Raw genomic sequence first — 18,471 nt, 5'->3', positions numbered from 1 at the left:
GGTGACCCGAATGTCCACATCCCTTCTGACCAAAAAAGCGCTGGCCCGCTCCCTGAAGCAGCTGATGGAGCATACGCCGCTGAACAAAATAACAGTCAAGCTTCTGGTGGAGGACTGCGGATTGAACCGCCAGACCTTTTATTATCATTTTCAGGATATTTTTGAGCTGCTCGGCTGGATTTATCAGACAGAGGCGGTGGAGAGCATTGCCCGGTACCGCAGCTACAGCACTTGGACGGACGGCTTTTACAGAATCTTTTGCTATATTGAGAACAACAAAACCTTCTGCTGCAACACGCTGGATTCTCTCGGCCGAAGTCATCTGGACACGTACCTGTATGAGGTGACCAGCGATCTCGTTATGGGTGTCCTTCAGGAGCTGTCGGCCGGGATGGAGGTCAGCGGTGAGGACAAGGCGTTTATCGCCAATTTTTACACTCTGGCCTTCACAGGACTCATTATCCAATGGATGCGCAGCGGAATGAAGGAGCAGCCGAAGCACATGATTGAACAGCTCAGCGTAATGATCGAAGGAAACTTCACTCAAGCGCTGCATAAATACGAGAAAAAGCTGGTACGGCCTTAGGCTGTCCGGCTTTTTTTGCATATCCCCGTCGTTATTTCTCTACATACATTCATGTTCCTTTTCCGGTCTTGCTGTCAAAAAACTAGACACTTTATGCCAAATGACCAAATTTTGGACACTCCGGCGGTTTTGATTATACCCTCTGTTTCACTCCTGGATTACATTAGGGACAGCAAGTGAACAGCACATCAAACCCTATGGAGGCGACTTTTGTGACAAAAGAGCACGGTAACCGGCAGGTTTATTTTGTAGGCGGCGGCATTGCATCCCTTGCAGGTGCGGCTTATCTGGTCAGGGACTGTAATTTCCCCGGAGCGAACATTCACATTATTGAAGAAATGCATATTCTCGGCGGCAGTAATGACGGCGCAGGCGACGTAGAGCAGGGGTATGTCATCCGCGGCGGCCGGATGCTTAACGATGAAGCGTATGAGAATCTGTGGGAGCTGCTGAGTACGATTCCTTCCATTGACCATCCGGGACAATCTGTGCGCGAGGAAATTATCGCCTTCGATACCGCTAACCCCACCCATTCCAATGCCCGGCTGATTGACCGCAGCGGCGAGGTTCAGGATGTGCTGTCGATGGGCTTCGATATGGCCGACCGGCTGGCGATGGGCAAGCTGATCATTACTCCGGAGGAAGCGATGGGCAAGGCGCGGATTAACGACTGGTTCGGGCCGCATTTTTTCACGACGAATTTCTGGTACATGTGGGCGACCACCTTCGCCTTCCAGCCTTGGCACAGCGCAGTTGAGTTCAAGCGGTACATGCTCCGCTTCATGCATGAATTTCCGCGGATTCAGACGCTTGAGGGGGTAACCCGCACTCCGTACAACCAGTATGATTCCATTATTCTGCCGCTGCAAAAGTATCTGGAGCCGCACGGCGTGGACTTTTCGCTGAAATGTACCGTAACGGATCTGCTGTTCAAAGATGGCGACGGCATTACCGTTACAGGCATGAATGTGACGCGCATGGGCGTTGAGGAGCTGATTGAGGTAAAAGAAGGCGACCTCGTCATTGTCACGAACGGCTCTATGACTGAAAGCGCAAGCCTTGGCTCGATGACCTCAGCTCCTGAACTGAAAGGCAAGGGCAGCTCCTGGAAGCTGTGGGAGAACATCGCCGGCAAAAAGCCCGGGCTCGGCAATCCCTCCCCGTTCGCGGACTATGTGGACGAATCGAAGTGGGAGTCGTTCACCGTCACCTTTCAGGATTCCGTCTTCTTTGACCTGATGGAGAAATTCACCCGCAACCGGGCCGGTACAGGCGCACTTGTCACCTTCAAGGATTCCAGCTGGTTCATGTCGGTTGTGCTGGCCTTCCAGCCGCATTTCCGCAATCAGCCGGAGCATGTCAAGGTATTCTGGGGCTATGGACTGTATCCGGACAAGGTCGGCGATTTCGTCAACAAAAGAATGTGCGACTGCACCGGGGAAGAGATTATGCAGGAGCTGATCGGCCATCTGCATTTTGAGGCACACCGGGACGAGATCATGGCGACAGCCAACTGCATCCCGTGTATGATGCCGTACATCACCTCCCAGTTCATGCCGCGGCTTGTCACCGACCGGCCGAAGGTTGTGCCGGACGGCTCCACCAATCTGGCGTTCATCAGCCAGTTCTGCGAGATCCCGGACGATGTCGTATTCACCGAGGAGTATTCCGTGCGCGCGGCGCGGATCGCCGTCTACACCCTGCTTGGCATTAACCGTCCGGTGGAGCCGATTCACCAGTACCATTACGATGTGCGGACGCTGTTCGCCAGCTTCGTGACTTCGTTCAGGTAGGGGCCGGGGGCGCTGCTGCGAAGTTTGCTGCAGGTCGCTGCGGGTTTACTACAAAAAACGCCAGATCTCCATTTGCCGGAGATCTGGCGTTTTATTGTGTAAGCTATGCGGTGGCAATACGGAGCTCCAGTTTGTCCGGCGTGCTCCACATGGCCAAGTGCGCTCAGCTACGCTATTCAGTACTCCTGTTTCACCCGCGTTCAGCGGTATAACAATACTGCACAGCGCAGGATAACTACGCTGGTAATTCTAACAGTCAGCTCCCCATAATTCAGCATTCCCCGACCGATTGCAGTAATCCGCAGGAGATTCCGTAACCCAGCAGGGTCAGTAACCGCTGCGGGTTCAGCAATCAGATGCTGCAGGAGCCGTCATCGCAGCCTTCGCCGTCCGGAGCCTGGGATTTGGGCTGGCCGACAACCTGCAGTGCAGGCTTGCTCTGCTCTTCCGCCCAGACAGTGTCGAGTACCTCTGTAAATACCGGGCCGGGCTGTGCACCGGATACGGCATACTTATTATTGAAGACAAAGAACGGCACGCCGGTCACATTCAGCTGCCGGGCCGCATCAATATCCTGATTCACTTCGGCAGTATAGGCATCGCTGTTCAGGACTGCCGATACCTCATCAGTGTCGAGGCCCACTTCCGCAGCCAGTGAAGCCAGCACATCATGCTTGCCGATATTCACCGAATCGGTGAAGTACGCTTTTAGCAGACGTTCGGTCAGCTCTTTGTCTTTTCCTTTGGTAGCGGCATAATGACTAAGACGGTGCCCGTCAAAAGTATTCGTAGGCACAAGCGTGTCAAAGTTAAACTGCAGTCCGACGCCCTGCGCCTGCTCGGCCAGCTGTGCATTCATCGCTTTAGCCTTATCGCGGGTCATTCCATATTTGGAGGCCAGCATTTCATGAATGTCTCTGCTTTCATCCGTCCGTGCTGTCGGGTCGAGCTGGAAGCTGCGGAATACAACCTCCACCTTGTCGCGGTCCGGGAATTGGCTCAGCGCGTGCTCCAGCCGACTTTTGCCGATGTAGCAGAAGGGGCAGGCATAATCAGACCATACATCTATTCTCATTGTAAGTACCTCCTAATAGTGTGCATGCTTAGTTAATGTACCCTTAGGCATCCGGCCTGTTACGTACACCATGATTTCAATAACAAATAATATGTCACTTACTATTATATAGTTATAAACCGAAAAACACAAACCTATTCTGCGGCTTACGCCATACACCCTCAGCTCATACGAACCCCAGGCTCAGGAATATAGTGCGCGTGGCCGGAGTAGCCGGCATCATCTTGGGGCTGCTAATGCTCATTTATGGCGGGAGCGTGCCGGATCTCCTTTTTCCTTTTTTCTGAGCCCTCTATGTTAGTCCGCACCTGCAATTTTCAGAAAATCCGCAAAAAAAGTACACGAAAGTGGTATATACGGCTTTCCCGGAGGGAATGTACACTTGGATTAACAAGAAAATCCGGTGATTCCCCAAACCACTATAGCGGACGGTTCCAGCGTCCCGGAAGGAGCAGCAGCATGCATGATGTATCCATAGTCATTCCCACGCGCAACCGGATCAGCGATCTTACGCTGTGCATTGAATCCATCGGCAGGCAGACCGAGCTGGAGGATGTCTCCATTGAGCTGCTGATTGTCGATGACGGTGAGATCGGGGACAGTGTGCTTACGTATTTCCGCAAGGTGCTGGCCCAGATGCCGGATGCCGAGCTTCATTATTACCGCAAAACCAGACCGGGGGTCTGGCTCTCCCGCTATGAAGCGCTCGGGCTGATCGACGGCGAGATTGTGCTGAGCTTCGACGATGATGCCGAGCTGGACGACCCGCTCTATATCCGCCGGATGCTCGATACCTATGCATCCGATCCGTCCATTGTCGGCGTCGGCGGTATCGCCAAGGGATTATCCAGCAGTGCATCCGGGAAGCTGCTTGGCAGGCTGACCTGTCAGATGTCCGGCTCGCCGGGCAGGCTGTCGGCAAGTACCCTTGCAGGCTCGCTGCTGCTCTGGGGAGAGACGGAGAATATTTTTGAGACCGACTTTTTCCACGGCTGCAATATGTCGTTCAAGCGGGAAGCCCTGAAGGATATGAAGCCCTATCCCTGGATGACCAGCTATGCCGTGGCCGATGACATTTACATGTGCCACCTGGCCAGCAAATACGGCAAGCTTGTGATCAATCCCGAGATGAAGATCACCCATCATGAGTCGCCAAGCTCGCGCGACAAGGCCGGGCGTGTAGCCAGAGCCACTGCGGTGAATCATTACTATCTGCTTAATCTGCGCAAAGCGCCGGTCAAAAATTATGCCGCCCTCCTCTGGACGCTCACTTATCTGACCGGCAAGTCTACGCTGAAGCGCAATTTCAACGCCGTATCCGGCTATGCCAGCGGCATTTGGTTTGTCCTCAATCCACGAAAGAACAAATACAGGGAATACATGCTGGATTAGCCACACACACCATTCCTCCCCCACAGCTGCGCTGCCCGCAGCCATCCACTGCCCCGCATACCAAAACTCCCGCACCGCCTAAGCAGGCGTGCGGGAGTTTTTCATTTCATTTAAGCTGTCAGCTCTTGAGCCGGAGTTTTCGTCCGTTTGACGTTCTGGCGCAGGAAATAGAAGAACGTCAGGCATAGGAACAGAGTGGCATAGCTCAGCAGATATATGATCTGCTCGCGCATTAGGGCGTAATCGCCGCTGGCGATGATTGCTTTGTAGCCGACGATGCTGTGGGTCATCGGCAGCCACGGATTAACCTTCTGCATCCACTGCGGAAGCAGCTCCAGCGGGAAGGTTCCGGCACTGGACGTAAGCTGGAAGATCATCAGCACGATCGCCAGGAAGCGGCCCGGATTATCCAGCCAGGTCACCAGTGCCTGGACAATCATGGTAAAGGTGAAGCTGACGATCAGGGTAAACAGATAGAACAGCGGCACGCTCTGCACCTCCAGCTTCAAGCCGTACAGGAGAACCGCAACGGCAAGCAGCGACTGCAGCACGCTGACCATCACGAACATCAGCGTCCGGCTGGCGAACCGGCCCATCGGCGAAGCGTCCGGCACACTGGATTCCCGCAGGGAGAATACCGTTGTGAACACGAGAGCTCCCATAAAGAGCGCAAGCGACAAGAAATACGGGGCGATACCCAGCCCGTAGTGATCCAGCTTGCGGTCGGTGTTCTCAACCAGCTTGACCGGTTCGGCGAACATGCTGACTGTATCATCGCCGGAATTGACGCTTGCCGTTTCGGCGGCTGCGTCATTCAGCTTCTGCGCCAGCTCACCGCTGCCGCTGGCCAGCTTGCCGCTGCCGTCCTGCAGCTCTCCTGCACCGTCCGTCAGCTTGCCGGCGCCTTCCGACAGGCCGTCCACGCCTCCGGCCAGCTTGGTCAGCCCTTCAGCCAGCTGCGAAGCACCCTGCTTCAGGGCCACCGCACCGTCAGCCAGCCTGCTGCTGCCGGAGGTCGCATCATTCAGCTTGTCGCCGAATGTGCTTAAGCCTGTGACCAGCTGCGTTCCGCCGCTGCTCAGAGCCGCAGCGCCGTCGTACAGCTGCTGCTGCGCTTCCGTCAGCTGCGTGCTGCCCGCCAGCAGCTGCTCCTGGCCGCTGTGCAGCTGCACGCTGCCGTCGGCCACCTGCTTGCTCGCAGCCAGCAGCTGCTGGAACTGCTCGCTGTCCTGCAGCTCCGGCGTCGCTGCGAGCATCTGCTCAAGCCCCGCCGCTACCTGCTGCGCACCGGAGGCAAGCTGGCCGCTCGCCGCCTCGGAGGCGGTCAGCCCTGCGGTCAGCTTGCTGCTGCCGTCCTTGGCGCTCTCAAGCCCGGCGGCAAGCTGCGAAGCTCCGCTCTGCGACTTCTCCGCACCTGCCTGCAGCTGCTGCTCCGCCTTGGAGAGCTGGCTGAGGCCGCTGGCCAGGTCGGCAGTCCCGGCTGTCAGCGTGCCTGTGCCTTCATTCAGGCTGCCTGCTCCTTTATAGAGGAGCTTCAGTCCGCTCTGCAGCTCTGTTGTGCCGCTGGACAGCTTGTTCAGGTTGGTTTTCAGGGTGGACAGGCCGTCTGTCAGCTTGTCCGCGCCTTCCTGCAGCTCGCTTGCTCCGCTGCCGGCGTCTCCAAGCCCGGCAGCAATCGTATCCACTTGTTCATACATGCTGCGGGTATAAGCCTCGGTAATTTTGGCGGACAGCTTCGATTTCAGCTTGTTCATCGCACTGTTGCCAATCTGTCCGGCTACAAAGTTATAATCGCTGTTCGGCTCAAAAACAATCTCCGACTGCACCGGCTTCTCCTGCGTCAGGGTAGTCGCATTTTGCGAGAAATCGGCCGGAATTGTAATCGTCATATAATAGCGGTTGTGCGCCATTCCGTCTTCAGCTTCGGCTGCATCAACAAATTTCCAGTTAAAATCGGTATTTGTTTTTAACTCGTCCACAAAATCATTCCCGACATCCATCGTCTTGCCCTCGTACTGCGCCCCCCTATCCAGGTTGACTACAGCAACAGGAAGCTTGCCTGTATTTCCGTAAGGGTCCCAGGAGCCTTCGACGAGGAATCCGCTGTACAGCATCGGCAGTGCCGATACACCAAGCAGCGTAATCAGCAGCATCGGTTTCCCGAGCAGTATTTTTAAATCTTTCCAGAATACATTAATGGCTCTCACAGGGTCACCCTCATTCTTTTATTTGTAAATGTATGAAAATTTCATACTCATTCATTATTGCAGGAAAAAAATAGCCCTTCACAGGCTAGAATGTTCAACTTTACTTGAGAATACCGTTTGAAATAAACAGCATCATATGCTCCTTGATCCGGGTCTCATCAAGCGGCTCATGGGCTTTGTTCCATTCCGTTGTCAGCGCCAGGTATAAACGCAGAATCATAAACGCAGCCACACTGGAATCGCAGGGCTTGACTTCATCTCTGGTGATCGCCGTTTCAATCTGCTGCCGCAGAAAATCCAGCGCATAATCCTCCATCCGCTTTACCCCTTCCAGCGCCTGCACCGTACCGATGTCACGCACCTCCTGGGCCAGCTTCACGAACAGCTCGTGATCGGAGCGGAACTCGAGGATCGAATCGAGCAGATTAAACAGCTTATGTGTAAAAGTGTCCTCCTCGGCGGCAATCCGGTTCATGACAGAGGTTAACTCCTGGGTGGCCTTGTCCAGAATTTCCTCAAACAGCTCTTCCTTGGTCTTGAAGAACGTATAGATGGTGCCTTTGCCGACGTTGGCAATCTTGGATACCTGCTCCATCGTGGTCGCCTTATAACCGAACTGCACAAAGGACTTGGTTGCCGCCTGAAGAATTAACGCTTTGCGGTCGATAGACATGACTTGGACTCCCTTCCTTCTGGAAAAACACCGGAAATTGACTAAATTCATTTTTCGGTCATTCGGTCAATATGTAATTTACCATGTCAGCAGGAAGAAGACAACACCTTATTTAAAATTTATTTATTCTTCATCTTTTATATCCAACTGTTTATCCATTAGCCAGTGCGATGTTATCCGTAAAATGTCATGAAATTAGTATCCATTGCCATTCTTTCTGGGGTATGATAAGAAGGATGTGATCTAGAAACTACATTATGGATGGTGGAATATGTTTAAAAACAAAAAATTACTGCTTATTCTGGCCGGTCTGGTCATTATTGCGGCTGTCGTAATCTGGCTTGTGGCCGGTGGCAAAGGGGATGACAGCGGCAATACCGCTGCAACCGAAACCCCGGGAGGCGCAACCGTAACCGAAGAAGGCGGCACCAAAGCGCTGGCGCAGACTTTTTATATCTATGATACCGTTGTAAACATCAAGATATTCGGCAACGATGCTACCCAGCAGAATATGGATGATATTCAGGGCCTGCTGGAGCGTATGGATACCCAGTTCAGCCGGACCAAGGAAGACGGTGAATTGTATGCCGTGAACCAGGCTGCCGGCAAGGAAGCAGTAGCTGTATCCGACGAAACCATTGATATTGTGAAGCAATCCATTAAATATGCCGAAGATATGGACGGGCTGTATGAGCCGACGATCGGGCCGCTGGTGGACCTGTGGGCGATCGGGGAAGGCGGCGAGCATGTGCCTGACCAGGCAGACATTGATGCGGCCAAGAGCCTGATTAATTATAAGGATATTATCATTGATGAATCAGCCAAGACCATCAAGCTCGCCAGAGAAGGCATGGTGCTGGATATGGGCGGAATCGGCAAAGGCTACGCCGCTGACCGGATTGCCGATTATCTGAAGGAGCAGGGTCTGGACAGTGCAATGATCAACCTGGGCGGCAGCAGCATTATCGCCCTTGGCAACAAGCCTAACGGTTCCCAGTGGAATATCGGCCTGCAGGACCCGGACCAGAGCCGCGGCACCCAGCTGGGCACGATCAAAATCTCAGATGAGGTTATTGACGCTTCCGGGGTATACGAGCGTTACTTCATGCAGGACGGTGTCCGTTATCACCACATTCTGGACCCGCGTACCGGCTTCCCGTCCCAGAACGGGCTGAAGAGCATTACCATTATGAGTCCGAACGCAACAGATGCGGATGCCCTGTCCACCGGTGTATTCCTGATGGGTCTGGAAGACGGCCTGAAATATCTGGAGTCCCTGCCGGAAGAAGTTGAAGCCTTTTTCATCACCGAAGACAACAAGATCTATGCAACATCCGGTATCCGGGACAGACTGCAGCTGACCGATCCGACCTACACTTTTGCAGATTAACCTTATATATGAGTACAAGTAAGAGGGGGCGTTCAGCCCCCTTTTTTTCATAACTTCCCTCTATCCGTCACTATCCTCCGAAATCAGTTCACCCGCCGCCGTGTCCGGATTCAGCCATATTGGCTGGACCTGATTATTCTTTTTCATTTGTCAGAGAACCTTTGGGAGTGTGCATTCTATCATGTTGAATGAAATTATTTACAAGTATTTATGAATGACAAAAAAAAACGGCTGAGCCCAGGCTCCGCCGCTTGCTGTTATCTTTGTATTCCGCCAGCCCCTCAAATCAAGGGAAGTCTGCTGAACTCCTGGTAATCCGCAAAAATATAGCTCGGCACATGCTCCGTACGAGGCTGTCTGCCGCGGGGGTTGTACCAGCACACTTTCCAGCCGGCCGACAATGCGCCAACCACATCATTATCCCATGTATCGCCGACATACAGCGAGTTGTCCGGGGTGGTTCCTGTAGCCTCATTGACATGCCTGAAAATCGCCGGGTCCGGCTTCGCCAGTCCGACCGCATCCGAAATGAAGATCATCTCCGGCGGAATCAGCTTGTCGATGCCGAGGCCCCGCAGCTTGTTCGTCTGATGCTCCTTCGGCCCGTTGGTGATAATCCCTACCTTATGCCCGAGAGCCAGGAACCGCCGGATCTGCTCCTCCACCCCGTCAATCATTTCAATGGTGTACTGCCGTCCGATATATGCCGCCTGAACACGTTCAGCCTGCTCCCGGCTAAGCGCTATGCCATATTCGGCAAAAGCCAGCTCCAGCCGCAGCACCCGCGTCTCTTCCAGTTCAAGCTCACCGCTGAGGTACTTCGGCCAGAGCAGATCACTGTGATGCCGTACTGTATAAAATAATTCCGCGTAATCCAGACTGCTCTCATCCGGCGCCAGCACCTCGCGCACCGCTTCACGGAACGGCACCAGATGGTCGTACAGCGTATCATCCAGATCAAAAAAAACTGCTAATTTACTGCTGTTATCCACTACAATTCTCCTTACTTGAAGCTATCATTTAAAAATAAGATCATAAGTGTAAAATTCCTCATCCCTTACGTACCCTTGAGCCTCATACAGGCGCTGTGCCCGGATATTATCCGTCATGGTGGTCAGCGTCAATCCCTTGCTCCCCGTACTCAAAGCATACTCTCGCACACCTGACAGCAGCAGCTTGCCCAGAGCCTGCCCGCGCAAATCCTCAGCTACGTACAAGTCATTTAGCACCCACAGCCGCTGCATTGTCAGTGACGAGAACGACGGATAGAGCTGTGCGAAGCCACCGGCCTGTCTGCTGCCAGCCACATCTTTTACCGCCATAAAAATCACAGATTCCTCTGCCTTCAGCCTTTCCTGCAAAAACGCTAAGGCTCCTGCGAGATCGGGCTGCTGCCCGTAATACACCCTGTAATCGTTGAACAGCGGCGAAATCAGCTCCGCATCCTGCCACTCTGCCTGCACCAAACGGTAATTTTCCATCCTTCATTCCCTCTTTTCAGCACTCCGGCTTTATTATAGGAAAATTGTAAAATAACCTCCCCAGCCTGACCATGGAGAGAATGACGGATCATATGGATAAAAGCCCTGCCCGTTACTCTTTGGAGTCGTAGAAGACATGCCGGGCGCTGATCTTGCCCTCCTCAATATCCAAAATCCCGAAAGAGTACTGCTTCTCGCGCCGTTTGTCGGTGGGCGAACCGGGATTGAACAGCAGGACGCCGTTCTCCCTGCGCATCAGCGGCTGATGGGAATGGCCGAACAGAATGCAGTCCACCTCCTGGCCTTCAAAGGCCAGCAGTGCATTGCCGTCCGTCCCTTTACGGGAGTACGGGGCATGCCCGTGGATCAGTCCGATCCGCACCCCGTCCAGAGTAACGATCTTCTGCTCACCGAACCGCCGGATAATCTCCGGGCCGTCGTTATTGCCGGCAATCCCCTCCACCGGGGCAAGCTCGGCCAGCAGGTCATAAATCTCCAGGGCCACCCAGTCTCCCAGATGGAGGATCTGGTCTACCTGGCGGAACTCCTCTACAAGCGCCTGCGGGAGAGCCTTGGCCGACCGCGATAAATGGGTATCGGATACCACGCCTATTTTCATCTGATTCAGCTCCTAATCTGCATAATCTGCATAATAATCTTGTGCATCTATCATGACTTCAGCGAATGCATATTTTCAGATTATTGTACGATTTGCAGCAGGCAGAAGCAAGTAAAGCGCTATCATCTATGGATAGGAGAGCCTTTCCGCGAAAGGTCTGCCCCTGTTACACCAGCCTTAGCTCAACTTTAGTTCCGCCAGTTCCACAGCCGCAGCGTAAAAAGCCATGACGGCCGCTTAATCTTCAGCGGCCGTCATGGCTCAAACTATACAGCAGAGGTTCAGTAAAATCCGATCGTGGATGAGGCGTCCCGCATCCACTCCCGCTTGCGGCCCTTATCCAGCTCGCCGCGCATGCCGCGCACAAGCTGCTCGACATCGGCCGTGCCGTTCTCATGCCACTCCAGGGCGGCGCTGACATACAGCTCGCCCAGCTGGGTGAGCGAGAAATCCCCGGTCAGGCGGGCTGCCAGACTGACTCCTTCCTCACCGGCAAAAGCGGAGAAGCCGCGCAGCCGCAAAAACTCCAGCCTCAGCTCCTCATTCGGCATTTTGATCTCATAGGCCCGGTCGAAGCGCCCGGCGCGGTTCATGAGGCCGGGATCGATTTTGTCAGGATAGTTGGTCGTTCCGATCAGAAAAATCCCTTCCTTGGAGGTTGCACCGTCCAGCGTATTCAGGAAGAACGAACGGACCTCCTGCGGCATCGAGTCAATGTCCTCAATGACCAGCACCATCGGTGCCAGCCGGGCCGCAGCCTCGAACACCTCATTCACCGACTCGCTGCTGGTATATTCGGTAATCTGCCAATACACTACAGGACCAGGCACACTCCCGGCGATGGATTTTACGAGCGTGGTCTTGCCGTTACCGGGATGGCCGTAGAGAAGAATGCCTCTTTTGTACGGGATATCATATTTGACATAAAAGCTGCGGTCCGCATCAAAAAACTGGTCCAGCGAGCGGTAAATTTCTTTCTTGACGGCAGCATCCAGCACAACCTCCTCACGGGAGGCAGCCCGGGTAATCGGCTCATCCTCACGGCAGACCCCGTTACGGCGGTCGGTAAACACGGTCACCTTGTTGATGTTCTGCTCCCGCTGCCGTTTGCGCACGTTGCCGAGAAAAGCCTGCAGCTGGCTATCCGATGCGGCAAATACAAAATCCTGAAAATTAATGCCGTTTTCCTGGAATACAGGCACCCGGGCGAGCGCAACACCCATCGACGGATAAGCCAGCACATTATTGCGGATCGACAGATGGATATTGTACTCCGGCTGCTCCTTGTCATCATCGTATACGAAGGTCCTGTCTTCCAGCCGGTCAAAGATCCGTGCAACATGCTCAACCTCCGGATTGCCTGACTGCACATCATCCTGCAGCAGCTTCCAGTACTCACTGTTCGGATCATCGCTGGCGTACAGCTCATAGCGGACATTATAGCGTGTATACAGGGCTTCAAGAATACCGTCAACGAGCCGGGCATAGACGTCATAGCCCTTGATCAGACCGCCGGCACCTGCATCATAAGGAAAAACTACAGCCTGCTTCTCATACTCCTGCTTCATCCTATTTCGTCCCCTTTATCGCTGCGAGCGGCTTGCATTTGGCTACAACAGCAGCCAAGCCGGCGCCCGTAACGCTTTCTATGATCTCATCTACATTCTTATAGGCTTGAGGGGATTCGTCAATGATAGATTCCAGGGAATGCTGATTTACTACAATCTCATCCTCTTTGCCGACGTTAAGCGAACGGGAAAAATCCTGGACCGATACCAGCCGTTTTGTCGCTGAGCGTGAACGGATGCGGCCGGCCCCGTGGCAGATGGAGTAGTAATTTTCTTCTCCGCCGCTCTGCCCGACCATAATATACGACGCTGTTCCCATTGAGCCGGGGATGAGCGCCGGGTGACCGGTCGCGGCATAGACAGCAGGGTTATCCGGGTGCCCGGCGGGCAGAGCCCGTGTCGCCCCTTTGCGGTGCACAAATTTCGTGCCGGAGGAGGTCTCTTCCTCCCAGGCATAGTTGTGCATCAGATCGTACAGCGTCCGCAGCTCGCATTTGGTGCCGAACACATCACGGAAGGCCTCACGCACTCCATATGCGATCAGATGACGGTTCACTACCGCATAGTTAAGCGCGGAGTACATCAGATTAACGTACCGCTGAGCCTGCGGGTGGGCAAGCGGGGCATAAATCAGCCGCGGGTCGGCGCTGCCCAGCCCCAGCTGACCCATGACCCTGGCAAAGGCAGGCGTACAGAACTGGTTCACCATCCCGCCCCAAGCCCGGGAGCCGGAGTGGATCATCACGGCAATCTGCCCGTCCTTCAGGCCCCAGGCTTCGGCTACGGCCCGCTGCTCCTCTGCGATTTCAATGGCCTGAATTTCTACGAAGTGATTCCCGCCGCCCAGTGTGCCGAGCTGGCGGTGGCCGCGATGCCAGGCCATATCCGGCAGCTCATTTAGAATCTCTTCGTCAAAGCCGAGCCTCTTGATCTCCACATGCGACAGCGCGCTCGATTTCTTCGGTGTGTAGCTGTCGGGAATATACTTGTTCGGCAGGCCCTGCAGGCCTTTGCGGACAATATTCTCCAGCCTTATATCACTGTAATGGCCGCGCTGCTGCTGCTCCATCGGCAGGTATCTCTCGATCGCACGCACCAGCTTGCGGCGCAGCTTCACCTCGCGCAGATCGTCCTTATGCAGGTTGGTCAAGTGTACCCGCATGCCGCAGCCGATGTCGCTGCCCACGATGGACGGCGAGACATAGCCCGACGCGGCGTCCCATACTGCGGTAGTCCCGATGCAGGTTCCGACACCTACATGCACATCGGGTGTATAACTCATATATTCAATACCCGGAATCTGCAGATTATTGTTGGCCATCTCCAAAACCTTGTAATCCAGGGAGCCAAACAGCTGCTCGCTGGCATACACCTTGAGGTCGCCGCCGGGAAGGGCAACCTCATGTTTATAACGGGGCTCATAGCCCGCTTGCAGTTCTATGTTATTCATAAATTAATGTCATTTCCTCTCGGGTTGGTTAGTATGGAACAATTTTTATTAGAATACAGAATAGTCGTTACTCCCTTTCTTCTAAAGAAAATCGTTTTATACAAGTTTTATTTTTATTTGCAGATACAACAAAAAGAGCCGCAGATCAGTTTCTGATCATACGGCTCCAGGTAAGGCAGGGCAGCTTGAGGCTCCGGGCTGCGCCGGCTCAAAGCATACCCTTATTCGATTGAGACAGATGAGCACAACTGCGCATCATGTCTCCCGGACGAAGGCGCTGGGATCAGATGGTTCATATGCGGTTGTGATATGGCTTAGCGGCAGTGTCTGTACATTTGTTCCAATCATGACCCGTCGGCCTCCCTTCTGTTCTTGGTACCCTCAATATAATCGGCGCTGGTGTAAATTGTCAACCCGGCAATCCGGTAAAAAATTATTTAAATTTGTGCCAGTCCTGATTGCTATTCTCCAAAAGATGGGCAAAATCATTCTCTAAACGCTTCTGTTCGGCCTTGCGCTGGTCCTCTGCCGCTTTGCGTGCCGCTTCCTTTTTATCCTGTTCTTCAGCCTTCAGTGCATCCGACTGTGCCTTCAGCTTGCTCAGCACATCACTGCTAAGCAAGTCCTTCAGGGTAGCCGGGGCATCCGCTGCAGCGGGGCGCGAAGCGCCGGTATTCTGCTTCTTTTTAGCCATTGTAATCATCCTTTCAGCTTCTGTATTTACTTCAAGTTTGTTTTAGCAGGTAGTCTTTCCGTTTATAATGTAAGGTAAGAGGTGAGCCTTATGAAATCCGTAGACCTGTGTCCAAAGCTGCAAAAAAGCATGGATATTATCGGCAGACGCTGGACAGGCCTGATCATTTATCAGCTTCTCCAGGGACCGCAGCGTTTCAGTACGATCGAAGCCGCGCTGCCAGTCAGCGGGCGGCTCCTGTCCGAGAGGCTGAAGGAGCTTGAACAGGAGGGCATCGTGCTGCGCGAGGTCTTTCCTGAAACACCTGTGAGGATTCAATATTCCCTGACAGACAAAGGCCGGGCTCTGGAATCCGTCATGCGTGATCTGGAAAAGTGGTCGGACACCTGGATCGACTCCGCTGAATGCCCGCCGCAGTAGGAGCTGCCTTCCTCTGGGGTGCAGGCTGCTCCTGCACAGCTTAGGCGGCTATAGCTTGCGTCCGATGATAACCAGATCGCGCGGGATACCGTCCATTACGGCAACACCCGGAAGCAGCCCCCATTCCTTGAACCCGAACTTGCGCAGCAGAGCAAGGCTCGGTTCATTATGTCCGAATACAAAGCCTACCAGATTCTGGAGGCCAAGGCGCGGGCACTCCTCGAGTGCCTTGGCCAGCAAAATGCTGCCGGCCCCTTTGCCGCGGAAGTTTTCATTCACATACACGCTGATCTCAGCGGTTCCGTTATATGCCGGACGCCCGTAAAAGGACTGAAAACTGAACCAGGCAGCAATCTCATTTCCCTGCTTCAGCACCCACAGCGGGCGGTGATGGCTGTTATGCTCATGGAACCATTTAAGACGGTCTTCTACATTTACAGGCTCCAGATCTGCAGTAACCATACGCCCTGCTACGGTAGAGTTATAAATCTCCACGATTGTCCCCAAATCCTCAAGTGATGCATCTTCTATGCTGTAGTTGTTCAAGGTCATCCTACTTTTCCCCCTAGTTATTATCTATATCATTTTAACTAATGATTTGGCTGTACATAATCTATACATCTCTTATTATGCTACCCTTGGGTCGTCTACTGCTCCAATTCGGTGTGCTCCGAGCTCCATTGCCACAGGCGTGCCGCTTCTTTCGCATCTGCGGCTCTCGGCGACAGCTTCTGGATTTGGCGGCGGTAGTAGTACTGTCCGCTCACGCCGCTGACTTCTGGCGCCGCCGCCAGATAAACGGCGGTGTCCGCCCCTTGTTCGGGTGTCAGGAAAAAGTACGACAGCAGCTTCAGCACCGAACGTCCGAAGCCGGTCTCCCGGTTCACTCCGATGCTTGTTCCGACAGCCCCGGGATGAACTGCATTGACCGTAACTCCTGTGCCCTGCAGACGGGCAGCCAGCTCACGCGTAAACAGGATGTTAGCCAGCTTGGAACGGGCATAAGCCTTGGCCGGGTTGAAGCCGCGCGACAGCGTGTGGTCCTCCAGATAAAGCTTGCCGATCTTGTAGGCGCCGGAGGCGACCACAACAATCCTCCCCTGCCCGGCCTTCTTCAGCGCTCCGAGCAGCAGATTGGTCAGCAGGAAATGTCCCAGGTGATTGACGCCAAAATCCATCTCGTAGCCGTCTGCCGTCAGCTCCCGCTTAATGGTAACTACGCCGGCATTGTTGATCAGTACATCCAGCACCGGATAGGCCGCCAGAAATTCTCCCGCAAAGCTGCGGATACTCTGGAAGGAAGCCAGATCACACAGCATCAGCGTAATGTCCTCCGACCCGCTCCGGCGCCGGGCTTCAGCCAGAGCTGCTTCGCCGCGCGTCCTGCTGCGGCAGGCCATAACCACCTTCGCGCCCCGCCGGGCCATTTCAATCGTTGTAGCCAGTCCCATACCGGAGTTGCCGCCGGTGACGAGCACAATTTTGCCATGCATAGCCGCTCATTCCCCTCTCCTGCGCAGGACCCTGCCAGCTTCAGTCCCGGCCTGGCCTTTTCCAGGCAGTTGATCTAAGATAATGTTACATTATATCAGGGGTTTAAGAAAAGAATAGCCCCAAAACTTTCAGGAGGTGGTCCGGAATATCTGCCTCTACCTGCAGGAGCAGGAGCTGCTGCTTGCTGCCGATGAGCTGCGGCTGCGCGTTCTTGGCGGCGAGTGGCCGGACCATGGGATGCAGCCCCACCCGATATGCCTCTGGCGCTGCGCAGCCTGCTGAAGCTGAAGGACCTAATCGGGACATTGACCGAATCTCTGCTATAATAAGAGAATTGAGCTTTAAAAGTGTTATACGAAAGGGGAACACCTGTAATGAACGATGCTCTTGTTAGTCTGGAGCAGGGAATGGCGGGAAACGGGCTCGATGCACTGCTCGTCACCGATCCCAAGCATGTATACTATTTGACCGGCTTCGCCTCGAACCCGCATGAGCGGTTTCTCGGCCTGCTGCTGATCCGCGGCGAGGAGCCGGTGCTGATTGTTCCGGCACTCGACAGTGAGGCTGCACATGCAGCTTCCTCGGTCAAAACGATTCTGACACACAGTGATACGGATAATCCGTATGAGCTGCTTAAGTCCCGTTTTGGCGGCACAGCACCCGGGACACTCGGCATTGAGAAGGAGCACTTCTCCGTGAGCCGCTACGAGCTGTTATCCGCAGCTGTTCCGGCCGGAAGCATCAGCGATATCGGGCCTTTGCTGCGGGCCATGCGTGCCAGAAAGACTCCGGAAGAGATCAGCCGGATGAAGCACGCTGCAGAGCTGGTTGAAGAAGTACTCCGCCGAGGGCTAAGCCACATCAAGAACGGGGTAACAGAGATTGAGCTGGTTGCAGAGCTTGAATATCTGATGAAAAAAGTCGGCGCTTCCGGCCCCTCGTTTGACACGATGGTGCTCTCCGGGCCCAACACGGCACTTCCGCACGGCGTACCGGGCGACCGGATCATTCAGCCGGGCGATCTGCTGATGTTCGACATGGGCGTATACGCGGCGGGCTACGCCTCCGATATAACGCGCACCTTTGCCGTCGGTGAAATCGACAGCAAGCTGGTTGAAATCTACAACACCGTTCTGGCCGCCAATATGGCCGGGATCGCTGCATCCAGAGCCGGGGCCACCTTCGGTTCTGTGGACAAAGCTGCGCGGGATGTTATCGAAGCTGCAGGCTACGGCGAATACTTCATGCACCGTGTCGGACACGGTCTAGGCATGGACACCCATGAATATCCTTCGCTGCATGGCCTCAATACCGACATCATCGAGAACGGCAATGTGTTCACGGTCGAGCCGGGCATCTATGTACCGGGTCTGGGCGGTGTGCGTATTGAGGATGATGTGTTTATTACCGCCGAAGGTCCTGTCACTTTGACCAGCTTCCCCAAAGAGTTGACGGTTCTTCATCTGTAGGCAGCGGCAGTCCCGCTGCACCACAGCAGACAAAAAAAGCAGCAAGCCCTTTTTGATATGATCCCCCTATAGTAGACAGAAAAAAGCAAGCCGTTTAATCTGTCTACTATGGAGGGGATTTTTTTATGGGCGAAATGAGAAGAACGTACGATGAGAAGTT

General features: G+C 54.2%; 18 protein-coding genes. 7 read left to right on the top strand and 11 right to left on the bottom strand.

The genetic code is table 11. The annotated features are described in order from the left end of the window. The first annotated feature begins 10 nt into the window (after nucleotides 1–10). Both dhaS and AWJ19_RS01925 read left to right on the top strand, forming a co-directional pair. Entirely contained in the window at nucleotides 11–586 is a 576-nt protein-coding gene (dhaS, locus tag AWJ19_RS01930) for a dihydroxyacetone kinase transcriptional activator DhaS (RefSeq protein WP_068721059.1), read from the top strand. Nucleotides 587–798: 212 nt separating this feature from the next. Next, nucleotides 799–2,379 (top strand): oleate hydratase, encoded by a 1,581-nt coding sequence (locus tag AWJ19_RS01925; RefSeq protein WP_082707645.1) that lies wholly within the window; start codon nucleotides 799–801, stop codon nucleotides 2,377–2,379. A gap of 352 nt (nucleotides 2,380–2,731) precedes the next feature. Here the strand turns inward: AWJ19_RS01925 and AWJ19_RS01920 are convergent, their stop codons facing one another. Beyond that, nucleotides 2,732–3,454, bottom strand: coding sequence for a DsbA family oxidoreductase (locus AWJ19_RS01920; protein ID WP_068721055.1), 723 nt, complete (start codon nucleotides 3,452–3,454; stop codon nucleotides 2,732–2,734). A gap of 459 nt (nucleotides 3,455–3,913) precedes the next feature. Between AWJ19_RS01920 and AWJ19_RS01915 the strand changes: the two genes are divergently transcribed. Then, on the top strand, nucleotides 3,914–4,846 hold the full coding sequence (locus AWJ19_RS01915) for a glycosyltransferase family 2 protein (RefSeq protein WP_068721053.1): 933 nt from the start codon (nucleotides 3,914–3,916) through the stop codon (nucleotides 4,844–4,846). 110 nt (nucleotides 4,847–4,956) lie between these two features. Here AWJ19_RS01915 and AWJ19_RS01910 read toward each other — a convergent pair whose 3' ends face one another. After that, nucleotides 4,957–7,053 carry a YhgE/Pip domain-containing protein gene (locus AWJ19_RS01910; protein WP_068721051.1) on the bottom strand — a complete coding sequence of 699 codons (2,097 nt, stop codon included), beginning with the start codon at nucleotides 7,051–7,053 and terminating at the stop codon, nucleotides 4,957–4,959. A gap of 100 nt (nucleotides 7,054–7,153) precedes the next feature. After that, nucleotides 7,154–7,726: a TetR/AcrR family transcriptional regulator gene (locus AWJ19_RS01905; protein WP_068721049.1), complete on the bottom strand. Its 573-nt coding sequence runs from the start codon at nucleotides 7,724–7,726 to the stop codon at nucleotides 7,154–7,156. A gap of 271 nt (nucleotides 7,727–7,997) precedes the next feature. Between AWJ19_RS01905 and AWJ19_RS01900 the strand changes: the two genes are divergently transcribed. Then, nucleotides 7,998–9,116 carry an FAD:protein FMN transferase gene (locus AWJ19_RS01900; protein ID WP_068721047.1) on the top strand — a complete coding sequence of 373 codons (1,119 nt, stop codon included), beginning with the start codon at nucleotides 7,998–8,000 and terminating at the stop codon, nucleotides 9,114–9,116. Nucleotides 9,117–9,397: 281 nt separating this feature from the next. On the opposite strand, the gene AWJ19_RS01895 is transcribed toward AWJ19_RS01900, so the two are convergent. The 6 genes from AWJ19_RS01895 to AWJ19_RS01870 all read right to left on the bottom strand — a co-directional run bounded on the left by AWJ19_RS01895 (nucleotide 9,398) and on the right by AWJ19_RS01870 (nucleotide 14,928). After that, nucleotides 9,398–10,108 (bottom strand): HAD family hydrolase, encoded by a 711-nt coding sequence (locus AWJ19_RS01895; RefSeq protein ID WP_241781563.1) that lies wholly within the window; start codon nucleotides 10,106–10,108, stop codon nucleotides 9,398–9,400. 24 nt (nucleotides 10,109–10,132) lie between these two features. Beyond that, nucleotides 10,133–10,597 (bottom strand): GNAT family N-acetyltransferase, encoded by a 465-nt coding sequence (locus AWJ19_RS01890; protein ID WP_068721044.1) that lies wholly within the window; start codon nucleotides 10,595–10,597, stop codon nucleotides 10,133–10,135. Nucleotides 10,598–10,709: 112 nt separating this feature from the next. Beyond that, nucleotides 10,710–11,216, bottom strand: coding sequence for a metallophosphoesterase (locus tag AWJ19_RS01885; RefSeq protein WP_068721042.1), 507 nt, complete (start codon nucleotides 11,214–11,216; stop codon nucleotides 10,710–10,712). Nucleotides 11,217–11,497: 281 nt separating this feature from the next. Next, complete coding sequence (locus AWJ19_RS01880) at nucleotides 11,498–12,784, bottom strand: AAA family ATPase (RefSeq protein WP_068721041.1); 1,287 nt, start codon at nucleotides 12,782–12,784, stop codon at nucleotides 11,498–11,500. Between the two features lies 1 nt (nucleotide 12,785). Then, nucleotides 12,786–14,234, bottom strand: coding sequence for an RtcB family protein (locus AWJ19_RS01875; protein ID WP_068721039.1), 1,449 nt, complete (start codon nucleotides 14,232–14,234; stop codon nucleotides 12,786–12,788). Nucleotides 14,235–14,667: 433 nt separating this feature from the next. Further along, nucleotides 14,668–14,928, bottom strand: a complete 261-nt coding sequence (locus AWJ19_RS01870) for a YqkE family protein (RefSeq protein ID WP_068721037.1) — start codon at nucleotides 14,926–14,928, stop codon at nucleotides 14,668–14,670. A 90-nt stretch (nucleotides 14,929–15,018) separates the two neighbouring features. On the opposite strand from AWJ19_RS01870, the gene AWJ19_RS01865 reads away from it, so the two are divergent. Then, on the top strand, nucleotides 15,019–15,348 hold the full coding sequence (locus AWJ19_RS01865; RefSeq protein ID WP_068721035.1) for a helix-turn-helix domain-containing protein: 330 nt from the start codon (nucleotides 15,019–15,021) through the stop codon (nucleotides 15,346–15,348). Nucleotides 15,349–15,396: 48 nt separating this feature from the next. Here AWJ19_RS01865 and AWJ19_RS01860 read toward each other — a convergent pair whose 3' ends face one another. Both AWJ19_RS01860 and AWJ19_RS01855 read right to left on the bottom strand, forming a co-directional pair. Next, on the bottom strand, nucleotides 15,397–15,900 hold the full coding sequence (locus AWJ19_RS01860) for a GNAT family N-acetyltransferase (RefSeq protein ID WP_068721033.1): 504 nt from the start codon (nucleotides 15,898–15,900) through the stop codon (nucleotides 15,397–15,399). A gap of 95 nt (nucleotides 15,901–15,995) precedes the next feature. Then, the gene (locus AWJ19_RS01855) at nucleotides 15,996–16,841 is read right to left on the bottom strand and encodes an SDR family oxidoreductase (protein ID WP_068721031.1); all 846 of its coding nucleotides are present in this window, start codon (nucleotides 16,839–16,841) and stop codon (nucleotides 15,996–15,998) included. Nucleotides 16,842–16,977: 136 nt separating this feature from the next. On the opposite strand from AWJ19_RS01855, the gene AWJ19_RS35035 reads away from it, so the two are divergent. Together AWJ19_RS35035 and AWJ19_RS01850 are read left to right on the top strand one after the other, a co-directional pair. Further along, a complete protein-coding gene (locus tag AWJ19_RS35035; RefSeq protein WP_157889918.1) occupies nucleotides 16,978–17,124 on the top strand; it encodes a hypothetical protein in 147 nt (48 codons plus the stop codon). 92 nt (nucleotides 17,125–17,216) lie between these two features. After that, nucleotides 17,217–18,311 carry a Xaa-Pro peptidase family protein gene (locus AWJ19_RS01850; RefSeq protein ID WP_068721029.1) on the top strand — a complete coding sequence of 365 codons (1,095 nt, stop codon included), beginning with the start codon at nucleotides 17,217–17,219 and terminating at the stop codon, nucleotides 18,309–18,311. Nucleotides 18,312–18,471: the final 160 nt, after the last annotated feature.

Source organism: Paenibacillus sp. DMB5, from assembly GCF_001517085.1.
In the GTDB taxonomy this organism is placed as follows: Bacteria; Bacillota; Bacilli; order Paenibacillales; family Paenibacillaceae; genus Paenibacillus_AQ.
The sequence above is the reverse complement of the archived record's forward strand: the minus strand, read 5'-3'. Positions and strand labels throughout refer to the sequence as shown.

Coding starts and splice junctions, on each gene's coding strand:
- dhaS (WP_068721059.1), top strand. CDS start 11: ATGTCCACATCCCTTCTGACCAAAAAAGCGCTGGCCCGCTCCCTGAAG.
- AWJ19_RS01920 (WP_068721055.1), bottom strand. CDS start 3,454: ATGAGAATAGATGTATGGTCTGATTATGCCTGCCCCTTCTGCTACATC.
- AWJ19_RS01915 (WP_068721053.1), top strand. CDS start 3,914: ATGCATGATGTATCCATAGTCATTCCCACGCGCAACCGGATCAGCGAT.
- AWJ19_RS01905 (WP_068721049.1), bottom strand. CDS start 7,726: ATGTCTATCGACCGCAAAGCGTTAATTCTTCAGGCGGCAACCAAGTCC.
- AWJ19_RS01900 (WP_068721047.1), top strand. CDS start 7,998: ATGTTTAAAAACAAAAAATTACTGCTTATTCTGGCCGGTCTGGTCATT.
- AWJ19_RS01890 (WP_068721044.1), bottom strand. CDS start 10,597: ATGGAAAATTACCGTTTGGTGCAGGCAGAGTGGCAGGATGCGGAGCTG.
- AWJ19_RS01885 (WP_068721042.1), bottom strand. CDS start 11,216: ATGAAAATAGGCGTGGTATCCGATACCCATTTATCGCGGTCGGCCAAG.
- AWJ19_RS01880 (WP_068721041.1), bottom strand. CDS start 12,784: ATGAAGCAGGAGTATGAGAAGCAGGCTGTAGTTTTTCCTTATGATGCA.
- AWJ19_RS01875 (WP_068721039.1), bottom strand. CDS start 14,234: ATGAATAACATAGAACTGCAAGCGGGCTATGAGCCCCGTTATAAACAT.
- AWJ19_RS01870 (WP_068721037.1), bottom strand. CDS start 14,928: ATGGCTAAAAAGAAGCAGAATACCGGCGCTTCGCGCCCCGCTGCAGCG.
- AWJ19_RS01865 (WP_068721035.1), top strand. CDS start 15,019: ATGAAATCCGTAGACCTGTGTCCAAAGCTGCAAAAAAGCATGGATATT.
- AWJ19_RS01860 (WP_068721033.1), bottom strand. CDS start 15,900: ATGACCTTGAACAACTACAGCATAGAAGATGCATCACTTGAGGATTTG.
- AWJ19_RS01855 (WP_068721031.1), bottom strand. CDS start 16,841: ATGCATGGCAAAATTGTGCTCGTCACCGGCGGCAACTCCGGTATGGGA.
- AWJ19_RS01850 (WP_068721029.1), top strand. CDS start 17,217: ATGAACGATGCTCTTGTTAGTCTGGAGCAGGGAATGGCGGGAAACGGG.